Genomic DNA, 15549 nt, shown 5'->3' on the forward strand with positions numbered 1-15549 from the left:
GTCCGCCTTGGCCCTTGGAGTGGATACCATCTGTTGGCGCATCACCCCGATGGAACGGCGGCCCCGCCTGAATCGTGATGGCTGCAGGCCCTGCCTGGCAACCGGTAGAATGACAAGAGGAGTGCGGAGCATCACCCGACCGTCATCCGCACACAGGACCCACCGCCGACGCCTCGCGCAGCACCCAGCTGCGACCGGACGAGCCTGGTCGTGCCGAGATCGCCCAAGCAAGTTCGGGATTTCCCTGCACCGTCGCGCGGTACATTCGAACGCCAGGAGGAGCGGTATCCTATGGGACAAACGAACCCGGTACCCTACCGTGCAGCGGACTTTTCGCATCTTCGGGGCTTGAACGGCCTTTCGGACCAGCAAATCGAGGTGCACCTCGGCCTGTACCAGGGATACATCACCAACACGAATAAGCTCAATGAACAGATCGCCGAGCTCCTCAAGGCGGGGAAAGGCAGCACCCCTGAGTATGCCGAGCTCAACCGCGCGCTGGGCTTCGAGTACAACGGCATGATCCTCCACGAGTACTACTTCGGCAATCTTTCATCGGCGGGCTCCGAAAAGCCGCGATCCGGCTCCCCAACCCTTGCCGCCATCGAGCGCACCTTTGGGAGCTGGGAGAATTGGCTCACGGATTTTCGCTCAGTCGGTACGATGCGAGGGGTGGGCTGGGTCGTGACGTACCAGGACCCGGTGACCGAGCAGATCAGCAATCACTGGATTACCCTGCACCAGACCGGCAATCCGGCAGGGTTCAAGCCCTTGCTTGTCATGGACGTGTGGGAGCACGCCTTCATGATCGACTACAAGCCGTCTGAGCGGGCGAAGTACATCGAGGCGTTCTTCAGCAACATCGATTGGAACACGGTCGATCAGCGCCTCACCAGTCCGTCCTCCGTCCGACCCGTTGGAGTCACGCGCGTAGCGGTCTGACGGACCCGCCAGCGGTCTGCCGCGCGGGAGCCGGACCCGGACGCCCGCCGATCCCGTTACTTCCGCTGGGAGGTGTCACCGTGATCTCGCATCTGTTCAGCACGCCGATCTACGTGTCGGACCAGGACAGCGCAGTCGACTTCTACGTGAACAAGCTCGGCTTTGAGCTGCGCGCGGACGAGCCGATGGGCCCCTCAGCCCGCTGGATCATGGTGGCCCCGAAGGGCGCCCAGACGTGCCTCACCCTCTACAAACCGACACCGGAGATGCCCGGGGCCGAAACGTACGAGGCGGCCACGGCGCGGATCGGTCGCTTCACCGGGGCCATCTTCGATACGCCGGATATTCAGGCGACGTATCGCGAGCTGAGCGCGCGCGGCGTCCCGTTCGCCGAGCCGCCCGCCCAGCAGCCGTGGGGCTGGTGGGCGACGTTCTCTGATCCGGACGGAAACTCGTTCGGCCTCGGTCAACACTGATGCCGTGGGATCCGGCCCAGTACATGAAGTTCGCCGACCACCGACTGCGGCCGGCCCTCGACCTCCTCGATCACGTGCCGCTCTCGGCGCCTGCGGAGATCTGTGACCTCGGCGCCGGGACCGGAAACGTCACGCGCCAGATAAAAAGTCGTTGGCCCGCGGCCCATGTGACCGGTGTCGACGACTCCGAGGAAATGCTCGCCCGCGCATCCGAAGCCCCGGACATCGATTGGGAGCGCGCGGACCTGGGGAGCTGGGCGCCGCGCGCCGCTCCGGACCTCATCTACTCCAACGCCGCGCTCCACTGGCTCCCGCGTCACGAGCGCGTCTTCCCCCGCCTCGTGTCGTATCTGGCGCCCGATGGGGTCCTCGCCGCGCAGATGCCGCGGAACTTCACCGCCCCGTCTCACGCCCTCGTCGACGAGGCCGTTCGCTCGGGCCCGTGGCGCGAGCGACTCGAGCACCTGATTCGGCCATCCCCCACCCAGGAGCCAGCCTTCTACTACGACCTCCTCGCGCCCATCACAAAAACCCTCGACATCTGGGAAACCGAGTACCTCCACGTCCTGTCAGGGCCCGACCCCGTGAAGGAGTGGCTGAAGGGCTCTTGGCTTCAGCAGTTCCTCGCCGAGCTGGACGAGCCGATGCGCGGCGAGTTCGAAGCGTGCTATGGAGGCCTCGTGCGGAAGGCCTACCCCCAACGATCAGACGGCCACACGCTGTTGCCCTTCCGCCGCCTGTTCATCGTCGCGACGATTTAACCGCACGCTGGTTCGCGTGGGCCGCGTGGCGCGACCGCTACTCGACGTCCCACTCCTGGGAGTTCCACGCCTGGCGCGCGTTCTCGTCGCCGTTTAGCGTCGTGACTCCCTTCAGCCGACTACCCACGAGACTGGGGGTGGCGTCGAAGAAGAGCGGGAGCACCGGCAACTGGTCCGTAATGAGGTGAACCATTTGCCCCGAGATCTGGTACCGCGAGGCGATGGGGATGGTGACCGTGTATTGATCGATAAGCGCATCCAGATCGGGATTGATGTAGCGCCCATTGTTGCTCCCGGTGTAGTTCCGTTCGGGGAGCCTGGCCTCGGAGCTGTGCAAGCCAACCATCCGTGCGCGCCCGGCAGGCTGCCGCAGGACCTGAAAGGCAGGGAACGTCGCCTGCTCCTCCAGATTGGTCGCGTTCTGGGCCGGAATGACGAGCGGTTGCGCGTCGACGCCGAGCTGCTGCCAGTAGTCCACGACGGGAAACAGGGTCTTGGTGTGCAGGTCCCGCTGGGTGGCCGTGCGCACCTCGATCGTGAGCTTCTGTCCCGTGCTGTCGCGCATCAATCCGTCGGGGCCTCTGCTGTAGCCGAGGCGTTCGATCATCTGGCTCGCGGCCTGGGGATCGTAGGCATAGTGGACGATCTGCGCCTCCGTCGCCTGGTATTCCGACGTGCCCGGGAACAGCGGGCTCTCTGCGATCGGAAGGAGTCCCGCCATGAGCTGATCGGCAAGCTGTTGGCGATCGATGCCAGTTAGGAGCGCCTTGCGAAATTGGACGTTGAGAACAATGGGCGGGTTGGCACCGACGAACTGGGGGTACACGACTGCCCAGCCATCAGCCGATGTGTAGACCTTTCCGTCTTTCCACTGGTCCCGCAGGGCTAGCGCCTGATCGACCGAAAGCGACTGTCGCAGGGTAAGGTCCACGGCGCCGGCGAGGATGTTCGAGGCAAGCGCATTTCCGTCCGCCACGAAATCCACCTGGATCTCGTCGAGCTTTGGGCGCCCGAGGATGTAGCCATCGTAGGCGGCAAGCGTGAGATGGCTGCCGCGACTCCAATCCTTGAGGCGGAACGGACCGGTCCCGACGAAATCCGTGCTCCAATACGAGCTGTCGAGAAATCCTGCGTGATTGTCGGTATACGTTCGTTCCATTAGGTGCGCCGCCACCGGCAGGCCGCGGGTATAGGTGAAGAGGGTGTCCGCGTCGATATACGGCTTGCGCCAGTGCACGGTCACCGTCCGCTCGTCCGGGGCATCCACGCCGTCGATCAGGTCCGAATACTTGTCGTGGAACACCGCCAGGTCCTTGTCCCGCATGAGCTGCACGGTGAAGCCCAGGTCGCCGGTCGTCACCGGCGCTCCGTCGTGCCAGGTGGCGCCCTGCCTGATCGTCCACGTCATCTCCATGCTTCCATCGGGCTCCACGCGCCAAAGGCCATTGTCGACGGAGGGGACCGCCTCGACGAGGACCGGCCGGAGCGTTCCCTGGTTGTCCCACTCGGTCAATCCCGGGTGGACGATCTCTTGGATTGACCCGGGCGCGGCCCGAATGGGATTGGGGATCAGGTTGTAGTGAAGCGACGGTGGCTCGACGTTGATGGCGATGGTTATGCGCTTGGGACTCCTTGGCCCCTCGCTCGCTCCTGCCCGTGGCTGCGATCCGACCCCCCGCTCGGGAGCCACGCAGGCGCACAGCGCCCCGATCAAGACGATGATGGCTAGCCGCCCTTGCGAGGCGTGCATGGTACCTCCGCCACGATCGTTACAGACCGTAGAGCGCCTGGGCATTCGCCCCGAGAATCTTCTCGATCGCCGCCGCGCTCACCTCGCCGCTGTTCCTGAGATAGCGAAGGGCGTCGATCTCCGTCGCCGTGTCATTGTGGCCGTAATCTGTCCCGATCACCAGATTGTCCTCCCCCGCGTACTTCAGAACGTAGGCGAGGTCATCGTCAGTCTGACACGCGACGAACAGCCGATTGTCCCGGAGTACGCTGGTCCGGTCGTACGGCTCTCGACGACGGCGCTCGATTCGGCGCGCCGCGTCGTGGATCGCCGCAGGCACCCACTGAGCGGCCGCCTCGATGAAGCCGACTCGGAGGCGCGGAAACCGAGCCATGACCCCGCTCATGACGAACGAGTGGAACGCGCTGATCACGGGCAGCTTCGCCCGCGAGTAGCCGCCTTCGTCGAAGAACATGTCGTTCCAGAAGAAGCTATTGTTTCCGGCGTGAATCCCGATCGGCATGTTCATCTCGGCCGCGGCGTCGTAGATCGGATAGAAGTACGGCGAATCGAGCGTCAAGTCCATCTCGATTCCCCGCATGAATACCGCGCACGCACCATGGTCGTGGGCGAAGCGCATCTCGGCGAGCGATTCCTCGATGCTCATGAGCGGAAGCACCACCGCCCATCGCAGCCGCCCCTTCCCCTGACTCCAGACGTCCGCGAGCCACCGGTTGTAGCTCCGGCACAGTGCGATCTCGACATCGCGCCGGCGAGTCAGCGGGCGGAGGAAGAGGGACGGGTAAAGTACCTGCACGTCGATTTCCAGCTCGTTCATATGCCTGAGACGCGCATCGACGTCGGCCATCTCGCGCGATTCCTTCGACGTATTGAGCCCGACGTTCGCCTGGCTGTGCGCCCGGCCTTCCAGCACCCAGAATTGCTTCTGTCCGCTGTCCTCGCCATCCTCGATGACGAGCTTCGGCATCAGCTCGCGGGCCGCCTTCTCCACATACTGCCAGGTCCGCTCGCATTCGATCACGTGCGCGTCTGAGTCAATGGTGGTCACGGAAACCTCCTCGCGCCCGGGGGAGCGTCGATGCACCATTGAACACCAACGCGGGCAGATTAGGAAATGCCCGCGCCGCTGGCGCTCCCTCCGCGACGTACCTTGGAAATCAGGGCTCCGGACAACATCCCCAGCGCGATAAGGGCCGCCAAAGCGCTGACGCGAACGCCGAGCTCGACCGACCGAGGCTCGTACCGGAGCTCGACGACGTGGGCGCCCGGTCCGACTGGTACCGCCTGGAAGAGCCCGTTGGCCAGAAGGATGGGCTCTTCGCGCCCGTCGACCCAGGCGCGCCACCCGGGGAGGTCGTTGGCCACGCGGACAAAATACCCACCGGACGGTGCAGACGCCCGGTACACCGCCCGATCCGGCGTGACGACCATCGCCTCGGCGGGAATCGGCCGACGCGATCGACCAGCGGGGGACGCCCCCGAGTCGTCGCCGTCCGACGCGGCACGTGAGAAGCCGGCGGGCGGGCTGGCCAACATAACCTGCGTCGAGGGATCAAACGGCGCTTCCTGCATATCCGCGAGGCCGTTGTCTGCGTCGCGGGCAATCCGCGCGCTCGGCACGACGTACGCGCGCGGGAAGGCATCGGCGTTCTCGAAAATGCGAACGTCCGCGTCGCTATAGACCTCGCGCAGCTTCGTCCGATTTTCCTGGGTAACACCGGCCGTCGCATGGGTCGCGAAGTTGTAGATTCCGATCCCGTACACCTCGATCCCGCCCGTCCGGTCTACGTATCGGACCTCGACATGATCCACGTCGAGCGTGCGCGGCAGGTCGCGTTCAGAGTAGTAGGTCCGCCGCTGATAGGTCGATCCATCGGCGAGATACACGTCCGGCCGCTCGAATGCCGTCTCGGCGGGCATGTCGTGTTGGACGCGCCCGCGCACGTCTGGTCGGTCGTAGGCCGCCTCGGCAACGTCTTCGCCTGCCCGCACTGCCAGCTGGACAGGCTGGCCGCTGCGCGGCACGACGGTGATCTCGGCGACGACCTCGCCCTGGGGAATCGTCACGCTCCGGGTCAACGATGCGAGAAGCTGCAGCCGATCGCCCCGCGCGCCGTCGAACGCGAACGATTCGTCGCCGCCGATCGCCGAGGCGCTGCCGGCCATCAAAGGATGCATCGGGTCATATGGCACATTTCGATACGACGGCAGCGCCACGGGATGCGCGGGGTAGACCAGATACCGGACGTTGGCCAGGTCGAGAAATTGATTCTGTACGCTGTCGATGCCGGCCCAATACGTGAAGTTCCGGCGGAGATCTGGCGACGCATAGCCGCCGACGTCCGCGATTCGGAATGGAACGAGACGATCGAACTCGACCGACGGTATCGTTCCAGGCGTATACACCCGCCATTGCTCGAGGAGCGCATCGCCTTCGCCCTCGGCCGGAGCCCTGCATGGCGACGTCGATCCGCAGTGGGCGAGGAATCGGATCGCCGGCGACGCGGCCTCGAACTGGGAGATGGGCATCTCCTGGTGGAGGCCAGATCCGAAGGCGAGCAGGTCGATGATGGCCAGGCCAACGAGGCCCGAGCGCCACACAAGAAGGGTCCTGCGCGAAAGCGTGGCTCCCATGAGCAGGGCGACCGTCGCAACGAGGAGCGCCAGGCTGAATGCCGTGCGATGGTTTCCCAGGTCCAGCGAGGCGACCAGGCCGCGGTAGACCTGGCCGGTCTCGAGCCCCTCGAGATGATGTCGCAGGGCGAGATAGCTCGTGTTGATCCAGGCTGCGGCGCCGGTCGGATCGGCCAGCATCGAGGTCCGCAGGTTGCGCATGCCGTACACGAGCACGGCGCCCGAAGCGGCCAGGAGCGCAATGAGCCCGATCATCGCCGCGCGTCTTCCTCGATGCTCCCAGAATCGCGCGTCGGCGGTCGCCTGAAGTCCCATCGCCGCCAGCACGGACCAGGCGAATACGAAGAGATACGTGTATCGCCCGGGGACGCGAAACGCCGAAAACCCGGGGAGGCTCCACAGCAGTCGATAGAGATCGACGGGCGCGTAGCTCGCGAAGGCGAGCCACAGCCCAACCATGGCCAGCCCCACGAAGTACGGCGTGGAGCGCTTTCGGCTGAATAGGACGCCGACCATGCCCAGAACAAAGGGCGCGATCCCGACATAGATCGCCGTCTCCCACTTGGCCCAGAGCGACCAGTAGCTGGAATCCGGAGCGCGATAGAAATAGGGAAAGATCAGGTCGACCAGGTTCTGCATCGGAAGCGCGTAGCTCGTGGCGAAGAAGTAGTCTGGCTGGGAGCCGCGAATGGTCTCCGAGCCCAGCTCGGCGAGAGGCACGAGCTGGACCGCTCCCAGGGCGAGTCCCAACAGCCCGACGTAGAGGCCGAACCAGACGACTCGGCCACCGCGCACGACGAATCGCCAGATGATCGACCTTCCCTGGCCGGCTTCGGCGACAAGACCGCGGTAAACCACAAAGGTCGCGAACGCGATGAGGACCATGGCGAGAACCTGAGGGTGGAGGCCGACCGAAGCCATCGCCAGCGCCAGCGCCCCGGCGGTCAGGTACGCCTGGCGTCGCCACCCACGGGCCCCGAACGCCCCCTCGACACAGGCGAGGATGAGCGGGAGCCAGGCGGCGGTGCGAAGGATGTTTTCGTGATGCTGCTGGCTGGGAAAGAAGCTGCCGACACTGAACGTTATGCCGCCGAGGAAGGCGGCAAGCGGCCGAAGCCCCAGCGCCCGACAGAGCGCATAGGCCCCAGCGCCGCCGATGAAAACGCTCGTGATCCGCAGCCACAGCAGGGTGTGCGCCGCCGACAGGAATCGGAGGAGGACCAGGTTCAGCGGGTTGGCGAGCCCGCTCTCGCCGTCGGCAAACATCGGATAGCCGGTAAAGATGTACGGATTCCACAGGGGGAAACGGCCAGCCTTCCATTCGTCGCCAAACCACGCCTCGAGTGGATAAAAGAAGACGAGCGTGTCCTTTTCGAACGCGATGAGTCCGTGAATCAGGGGGTCGCGGAACGAGACCAGGACGACGAGGGCGAGGCAGAACAGCGCGAGGAGATCGGACAGGCGGCCGCTCCGGCCGGGTCGAGCCGCGGCGGATCTCGACGGAAGCGCTGTGGGCTCGATTCGCCGGACGGCGCCGTTCGCGTCCCGCTGCCAGGGCGCGTCGGTCGCCTGGTCGGCGGGTCGGGGCTCTGGGATCACCTACTTTTGCCCAAGGACCACCGCGGAGAGACCGACGGGAAACCGAATCCTGCCCGCGAATGGCGCCTCGAGGGAGAGGGCAGTTTCAAAAAGGCGGTTGATCGGCCGTGGCGGAATGTCAAGGTCTGCGGGCGACGGGATGAACCGATCCACCGCGCGCTTCGCGAGGGCGAGGGGAAAGAGGAGAACGTTGCCGTAGCTGGTAAACAGGACGTGAAAACCGGCGCCACTCATCCGTTCTGAGAGCTGCTTCGTCGTGAACCGACGCACCGTGTGGATTCCCACGTCGTGCGCGCCGCGAAGCCAGTCGAAGGCCGGATCGCGAACGAGCGCGAGTCCTCCAGGACGGAGCACACGATAGAACTCCGCCATCGCCTGCCGCTCATCCCCCACGGACCTGTGGTAGAGGACATCGAAGCTCGTGACCAGGTCAAAGGTATTCGACGCAAAGGGGAGACGCTCGATGGATCCTCGAACGAGGCGCTGTAGCCCGCGCGTCCGCGCGAACTCGAGCGCCTCGGGCGAGAAGTCGACGCCGGTGACGACCCCGAACTCCGCGAGATCGATGGTCGTTCCGCCGGTTCCGCACCCGGCATCGAGCACCATCGCCTGGCGCCCTGGCGGGAGAAACCGCCGAAGAAGCGCGCGCGTGTTCCGTCGCATCCCCTGGTACCACCAGTGGGTGCGCTCGACGTGATACATGATGGCGTACTGCTCGGCGTCCATAGGGCTCGATCGCGTCGGATCGCTTTCTGGGTCTCCTTTTTAGGCCGCGACGACGCCGGACAGGATCTCGTGGAGCGCGGCGCAGACCCTGTCCTGATCGTCGTCGGTCAGCGAAGGGTACATCGGCAGTGAGAAGATCTCGCGCATCGCGGCCTCGGTATGGGGGAGGTCACCCGCACGATAGCCGAGCCAGCTATACGCCCGCATCGTATGGATCGGCCAACGATAGCTCACGTTCACGACGATCTCGCGCTCGGCAAGCGCCTGGATGATCGCGTCACGCTGTGGGTGCCGCGCGACGTACAGGTAGTACGCGTGGCGGTTTCCCGACTCGACCGTCGGGAGCACGAGCGGTGTATCTCTGAGGCTGCGATCGTAGCGCTCGGCGAGTCTCTGGCGCCGTTGGACGTACTCGTCGAGTTTGGGAAGTTTGGTGAGAAGGATGGCCGCGTGCACCTCGTCGAGGCGCGAGTTGTAGCCGTGCTCCTCCGCGTAGTATTCGCGCTCCATGCCATACATCCGGAGCCGCCTCGCCTTGGCAGCCAGATCCGCGTCGTTGGTGAGGATCATCCCCCCGTCCCCGTATCCCCCCAGGATCTTGGTGGGGTAGAAGGAGAAGGCGGCGATGTCCGAGAGCGAGCCTGACTGCCGCCCGTGCCGCGTCGCGCCATGGCTCTGCGCACAGTCTTCGAGCACCGCCAGCCCGTGTCGCTCGGCGACCTCCCGCACGACCTCCATCCGCACGCACTGTCCGAAAAGATGGACGGGAAGGATGCACCGGGTGCGATCGGTAATCGTTCCCTCCAATTGCGCGACGTCCATCAGATAGGTCCGGGGATCGATGTCCACGAAGCGCGGGGTTGCGCCGGTTGAGACGATGGCGGCGACGGTCGGCACCGCCGTGTTCGCGACAGTGATGACCTCATCGCCGGGACCGATCCCGAGCGTCTTCAAACCGAGGAAGAGCGCGTCGGTCCCGCTGTTCACCCCGACCCCGTGCGCCACACCGCAATATTGGGCGAAGCGTCGCTCGAACTCTCGAACGTGCTCGCCGAGGATCAATCGGCCCGACCGAAACACGCGTTCCACCGCGTCCAGGATTTCTGGGCGCTCGACCTCATACTCCGCGCGGTAGTCCCACACGCCGATCGGCATCGTCCTCAGTCTGCCCCCGAAGAGTCTCGAAGCTGCTGGAGCGCGCGCGCGTCCGCCGCCAGCGCGCCGGTCAGGTCATTCCAGCTCCCTCGGTCGATGCGCTCGCATACGTGGGCGAAGAAGGCCTGGAAGGAATCTCCGACCAGGCCGTCTTCCCTGGACGTCCCATGGGGCCGCGTCACGCGGAGGGGGCTCGCGGAGTCGGGAGGGGTCGTGAAGACGCGGTCGATCTCGACGCCAACATGCTCTCCCAACACGTCGACCCGATTGCGGTAGACGGTGTTGAAGCCGAACAGCCCCACCATGCTCCGTCCCCCGGAGAATGTTGCGAGGACGGCGAATGCCGTGTCCACCTTGTCGATCCCGCCCCGCGTGAGGATACGACAGTCGACGGCGGTCGGCGCGTCCCGGAAGATCAGACGCCCGATGGATGCCGCGTACGGGCCGACATCCCACAGTGCCCCGCCGCCCAACGCGCGCCGGTAGCGAAAATTCGACTCGTCAAGGGGCGGGAACGAGAACGTGGCAGTGATGCGAGATGGGGCGCATCCGGCCTCTGCGAAGATGCGATGGACGCGTTGCATCTGGGGGTGGTAGCCGTACACGATGGCCTCCGCCAGGCACACGCGCTTCTTCGCGGCAAGATCGAGCATACGCTCCGCGGTGCGGAGCCCGAGAAAGGCGGGTTTGTCCACAACCACGTGCCGCCCAGAAGCGATGGCCGCCTCAGCCCACCGCTCGTGTTCTGAGTTCACCAGCGAGACGTACACGAGCGAAGCCGTGCTGCGGTCGAGGGCAGGGCGGAAATCATCGAATACCGTGCCCTCCGTCCAATCGCTGGCAACGCCAGTCTTCGCGCGACGCGTGGCCAGGTCGACTCGCTGCACTGCGGGCACCGCCTGCAACGCGGCCCGCACCCTACGCTGCACGATGCTGGAGAGGCCGAGAATCAAGACGTCCATCGAGCTAGGTGATGCTCAGACAGGCCAGCAAGCTCCGCGCCTCAACGTTGACGAGGCCCCAGCGCACCAGCTCGTTGAGCTGGCGCAACGTCACCCAGCAGTAGCGATCGCTCGGCACTGCCGCGAAGGTCGGATCGACTTCGACGACGCGGTACTCGTTCTCCGCGTGGTAAAAGCGCCCACCTTCCTCCGACTGCACGCACGAATACCGAATGGCCGACTGTGGCGCGTGAACCGCCTCTTCCATATAGGGCGGCCACGACGCCGGATCGTGGACGCTTCGCTCGCTCAGCACGCAGTGAACCGTCGCGCCCACGCTCACGATATCCGGATTGCCCGGCTCGACAACGCCCTGGACGAGGAAATGGAGCACGCCGCCGATCTCCTTCACGAGAAAAGCAACCATGCCCTTCTCGCGCGGCGACACGAGCGGCTGATCCCACGCGGACACCTCGCGGTTCTTCGCGCGCACCGTCACGCCGACGACCTCAAAGAAACGTGCACCCTCGTGGGAGATCGCTCGCTCGTGACGTGCCCAGCCTGGCATGTCCGCGAGGGGAATACGCTCGACGGACAACTGAACGCGGCATTTCACATCGGTGAGCCAGCTTTGGACCACGTGGTCCGCATTCGCCGGTCGCTCGCCGTGCGCCATGGATTGATAGAGGCGTGCCCCGAACGACCCTTTCTGGGGACCCCCGTCCCCTCCGCGTCCGAGCGCGCGATGGCCGGCGCGGTCGCGAAGCGGGATGCACGCGAGCACGGTGCGGGCATCCATGCTTACGAGGTTGGGGACCCGGAGGAGCTTCTTGATCTGGCCCAGGGTGAACCAGCGAAAGTCCTCCTCGACCGGCACGTCCTCGAGCACCTCGACGATGACGTTGCGGTTCCGCTTGCGCAGAAACGTCGATCCCTGCTCGAACTGAAGCTGATCGACGAGTGGAGTCGCCGCCGCGCGATCGAGAAAGTAATCGAGATACTTTGGCCTGGCCCCCTGGTGAACCTGCGTGTAGTTACTCCGAGTGGCCTGGAGCGTTGGAGTGAGCTGGACTCCGGCGGGATTTCCCGGCTCCAGCTTCGCCTGCATCAGAAAGAAGAGCTGGCCGTCTATCTGTTTGGCAATGATCCCGAGGATGCCGATCTCCGGCTGGTCGACGATCGGCTGCAGCCACGATCGCTCCTCGGTCCCCTCGCTGACGTGGATCCGGATGCCATGCACCCGAAAGAACTTCCCGGTTCGGTGCACCAGGTCGCCGGTGGAGGACTCGAAGGACCATTCACGAAGCGCGGTAAACGGCACCCGCTCGACGAGGAGCGCGTTCTCAGCCCCGCGCTCGTTCAGCCACCGCATCGCGTCATCAGTCGTCTGATATGGGTTGTCTTCGGTCAGGGCGGACCGCGCAAAACGCTCTTCGATACACGTGTCTTCCGATATCACAGAGACTCCGTCGTCTTGGGATTCATGTGGGGTGCCTTGACCGTGACCGAGCGGAAATTCTACGGCTCCAACGCGCGGCGTACGTACTCGTCCCAGTCGCGTATGACCTCGCTCTGCTCATAGTGATTGCTGGCCGCGGCCAGACAGACCGCGCCTGGCGTAAAGCCGTAGAGCCGTGTCCACACGAGCCGCGGCACGAAGAGGCCGGTGCTCGGATCGTCGAGGACGTAGGTCTCCGTGCTCGAAGGGTCGACGAGATCGACGCTCATACGCCCGGCTACGCAGACGAGCAGCTGATCGGCATGTACATGGGCGTGTCCCCCGCGCTCGAATGGCGCCTGCACGTCATAGACATAGAAGACGCGCGCGATCTGAAAGGGCACTTCGAGGTTGCTCTCGAACGCCGTGAGCGCGCCGCGCGAATCCACGAAGGTAGGAAGCGCGACTCGTCTGGCCGCGGTCAGCCGCGTCACGTTAGTGAGCGCGCGCGCTGCATCCCCGCCCGGAGCTTTCGCAGAGGGGCTCGCGGACTGATGCGAGATGCCGCGCCGTGACACAAAGCGCATACCCGTGGACGAAATACCCTTCGATCGCTGAGCGCCCTTTGGGCCCAGAGACGTCTCGCTCGACTCCGTTGACGGCACATCGCGTCGCGCGGGAGGACAATCGCCACTATACGGAGCGCTTCGAACCAGGGTCAAGGTGGCCGCTATAATGCCGAGTGCGCGCGCCGCGATCAGGCCGGACCGAGATCCCGGATCAGCGCCCTGACGCCTGGTTGGGATCGGCGCTCCTCTTCGCCCTCGCAAGCTTCGTCGAGACGCTGGGCTTCGGCCATCTGGGCGCCTTCACGCCGCTGTACCTGGCGCAGTTTGGCGTTCCCGAATCGCAGGTCCCGCAATGGACTGGCCTGCTCACCGCGGTCTCCTTCGTCCTGGGCCTGCCGCTGGCGCCCTTCTGGGGCGTCTGGGCGGATCGCTACAGCCGCAAGCTCATTATCCTCCGCTCCACGGTGGGCGAAGGGATCATCTTCTTCCTGTTCGGCATCGCGGCGGCCCCCTGGCAGCTTGTCCCCGCGCGCGTGCTCGTCGGATTCATTCTGGGAAACACGGGCGTCATGTACGCGGTCTTGGCCGATGCCGCCCCGAGACGGCACGTCGCCACAGCGATCGCCTTCATCACGGCTGGCAGCACGCTCGGTGTCTCGGTCGGCCCGTTCATCGGTGGATGGCTGATTCCCCAGATTGGCATTGCTCGCTTGTATCAGGCCGACGGCATCGTCTGCTGGACCGTGGCGCTGCTCCTGGCGATCGGCTTGCACGAGCATGCCCAAGGGCCGAGATCGACCGCATCGACGGGTGCTCTGCTCCGAGCATTGCCGGGGAACCTTCGCGCGTCGCCGATCGTGCTGCCGCTGTTCGGACTGTACTTTGTCGCGCTCCTTGGCATGAACATGCCCGGACCGTTCGTGCCCCTCCTCGTGTCCGAGACGTATCGCGGCCCGGACCTCCCCCTGGCGATCGGCGCCGTCTTGTTGACGGCGGGGCTGGTTTCGGCAGGATCTGGACCGATTCTCAGCCGGCTGGGACGGGCGGAACGGTCGTGGCGCGTCCTCGCCGCCGCGCTCGTCGGTGGGTCCGTCGCCGCCCTGGCCCAGGCCCGGTCGCCCGACTACGTCGCCCTGCTGGTCGCGCGCGGCGCGATGGGGGCCGTGCAGGGTGGCCTGAGCCCGCTCATCGTCTCGGTGATCGCGTTGGCGACGCCGAGCGATCGGCGCGCGTCAGTGCTGAACCTCACGCTCTTTCCCAGCAATCTGTCGTTTCTGTTCGGCGGCGTCGTCGGGTCAGTGATCGCAGCGATCAGCGTGCGCGCCGTGTTCGTCGCCTCGGCGGCCGTACTGCTGCTCGGCGCTGCGCTCACCGCGATCGTATCGAGGACCGCCGCGGCCGTGTCACGCGCAGGAGAGTAGGGGGTCGATCGGGACAGCGGTACCCCCGGCGGGATTCGAACCCGCGATCTCAGCCTTGAAAGGGCTGCGTCCTGGGCCACTAGACGACGGGGGCGGGGGAAAGCGCGCGGACGCTTCGCCCGGATTATACGGGCGTCAGGAGGCAGACCTCTCACCGCGAGGATCGCGGTGAAGCTCCCACTGCGCGTCCGGATCTTCCAAGGCGACAGCGCCGAAAGTGCGCTCGCTCACTGGCACGTGGCGACTGCCCCCGTGTCGCGGTACCCGATTCCTTCTCGATCGTGCCGTGCGGTTGAGACGGGACGAGGCCGCCGGAGCGCTCCGGCGGCCTCGTCTGCGGGTAGCGGGAGTGGGATTCGAACCCACGACCTTCGGGTTATGAGCCCGACGAGCTACCGCTGCTCCATCCCGCGTTGTCTGCCTCAGTGTACCGCGAGGAGCGCTTGCGCGTCAGGTCGCGAGGCACGTTGGGCGGGCAAAGATGGCCCTGGCATTGGTCTATTTTCCCAGAGGGTTGCCCCTCCAGTATCGTCGACGCTGAGGCGTTTCACTTCCGTGTTCGGGATGGGAACGGGTGGTTCCACCTCGCTCGAAACACCAGGACCGGTGCGATGTGGCGGTGAGATGGCTGCGACGAGCGCGGCCGGCTCACGCGTGAGCAAAGACGGTGACGGACTGATAGGGATCGATCCTGTTGGCGCGGCAAGGCGCTCCGCGTAGTGGTTGAGCCCTCGGCCATTAGTACCGCTTAGCTGAGGCGGTTGCCCGCCGTACACATGCGGCCTATCAAACAGGTGGTCTTCCTGTGGCCTTACCGGCTTACGCCGTGGGGAATCTCATCTTGGAAAGGGCTTCGCGCTTAGATGCTTTCAGCGCTTATCCCGACCGGACGTCGGCTACCCAGCGGTGCCCTTGGCAGGACAACTGGTACACCGGAGGTCCGTCCATCCCGGTCCTCTCGTACTAGGGACAGCCTTCCTCAAATTCCCTACGCCTGCAGTGGATAGAGACCGAACTGTCTCACGACGTTCTGAACCCAGCTCGCGTACCGCTTTAATGGGCGAACAGCCCAACCCTTGGGACCTGCTCCGGCCCCAGGATGCGACGAGCCGACATCGAGGTGCCAAACCTTGCCGT

Annotated in this window: 12 protein-coding genes, 2 tRNA genes and 2 rRNA genes; 4 read left to right on the forward strand and 12 right to left on the reverse strand. The window is 65.2% G+C overall.

All coding sequences use genetic code 11. The features are described from left to right. Positions 1-291 precede the first annotated feature (291 nt). The 3 genes from VFC51_02370 (at position 292) to VFC51_02380 (ending at position 2179) form a co-directional block, all read left to right on the forward strand. Positions 292-942: a Fe-Mn family superoxide dismutase gene (locus tag VFC51_02370; protein HZT05848.1), complete on the forward strand. Its 651-nt coding sequence runs from the start codon at positions 292-294 to the stop codon at positions 940-942. A gap of 80 nt (positions 943-1022) precedes the next feature. Continuing rightward, positions 1023-1418: a VOC family protein gene (locus VFC51_02375; GenBank protein ID HZT05849.1), complete on the forward strand. Its 396-nt coding sequence runs from the start codon at positions 1023-1025 to the stop codon at positions 1416-1418. Further along, positions 1418-2179, forward strand: a complete 762-nt coding sequence (locus VFC51_02380; protein ID HZT05850.1) for a methyltransferase domain-containing protein — start codon at positions 1418-1420, stop codon at positions 2177-2179. The genes VFC51_02375 and VFC51_02380 overlap by 1 nt, the downstream gene beginning before the upstream one ends. Before the next feature lie 37 nt (positions 2180-2216). On the opposite strand, the gene VFC51_02385 is transcribed toward VFC51_02380, so the two are convergent. From VFC51_02385 to VFC51_02420, 8 genes are read right to left on the reverse strand one after another with little or no spacing between them, the layout of a single operon-like run. Further along, positions 2217-3929: a peptide ABC transporter substrate-binding protein gene (locus VFC51_02385; protein HZT05851.1), complete on the reverse strand. Its 1713-nt coding sequence runs from the start codon at positions 3927-3929 to the stop codon at positions 2217-2219. Between the two features lie 19 nt (positions 3930-3948). Next, the gene (locus tag VFC51_02390) at positions 3949-4977 is read right to left on the reverse strand and encodes an amidohydrolase family protein (GenBank protein HZT05852.1); all 1029 of its coding nucleotides are present in this window, start codon (positions 4975-4977) and stop codon (positions 3949-3951) included. A 59-nt stretch (positions 4978-5036) separates the two neighbouring features. Further along, the gene (locus VFC51_02395) at positions 5037-8162 is read right to left on the reverse strand and encodes a hypothetical protein (protein HZT05853.1); all 3126 of its coding nucleotides are present in this window, start codon (positions 8160-8162) and stop codon (positions 5037-5039) included. After that, positions 8163-8888 (reverse strand): methyltransferase domain-containing protein, encoded by a 726-nt coding sequence (locus VFC51_02400; GenBank protein ID HZT05854.1) that lies wholly within the window; start codon positions 8886-8888, stop codon positions 8163-8165. A gap of 39 nt (positions 8889-8927) precedes the next feature. Next, complete coding sequence (locus VFC51_02405; GenBank protein ID HZT05855.1) at positions 8928-10043, reverse strand: DegT/DnrJ/EryC1/StrS family aminotransferase; 1116 nt, start codon at positions 10041-10043, stop codon at positions 8928-8930. 5 nt (positions 10044-10048) lie between these two features. Next, entirely contained in the window at positions 10049-11005 is a 957-nt protein-coding gene (locus VFC51_02410) for a Gfo/Idh/MocA family oxidoreductase (protein ID HZT05856.1), read from the reverse strand. Between the two features lie 4 nt (positions 11006-11009). Beyond that, a complete protein-coding gene (locus VFC51_02415) occupies positions 11010-12443 on the reverse strand; it encodes an NDP-hexose 2,3-dehydratase family protein (protein ID HZT05857.1) in 1434 nt (477 codons plus the stop codon). Positions 12444-12502: 59 nt separating this feature from the next. After that, the gene (locus VFC51_02420) at positions 12503-12916 is read right to left on the reverse strand and encodes an FdtA/QdtA family cupin domain-containing protein (protein ID HZT05858.1); all 414 of its coding nucleotides are present in this window, start codon (positions 12914-12916) and stop codon (positions 12503-12505) included. 305 nt (positions 12917-13221) lie between these two features. Between VFC51_02420 and VFC51_02425 the strand changes: the two genes are divergently transcribed. Continuing rightward, positions 13222-14412, forward strand: a complete 1191-nt coding sequence (locus tag VFC51_02425; protein ID HZT05859.1) for an MFS transporter — start codon at positions 13222-13224, stop codon at positions 14410-14412. Positions 14413-14432: 20 nt separating this feature from the next. Here VFC51_02425 and VFC51_02430 read toward each other — a convergent pair. The 4 genes from VFC51_02430 to VFC51_02445 form a co-directional block, all read right to left on the reverse strand. Next, positions 14433-14506, reverse strand: a tRNA-Glu gene (locus VFC51_02430). Positions 14507-14753: 247 nt separating this feature from the next. Then, positions 14754-14825: transfer RNA gene (locus VFC51_02435), tRNA-Met, on the reverse strand. A 72-nt stretch (positions 14826-14897) separates the two neighbouring features. Next, a 5S ribosomal RNA gene (rrf, locus tag VFC51_02440) occupies positions 14898-15014 on the reverse strand. 117 nt (positions 15015-15131) lie between these two features. Next, a 23S ribosomal RNA gene (locus VFC51_02445) occupies positions 15132-15549 on the reverse strand; the annotation flags it as partial.

The organism is Chloroflexota bacterium, assembly GCA_035652535.1.
GTDB lineage: Bacteria > Chloroflexota > UBA6077 > UBA6077 > SHYK01 > DASRDP01.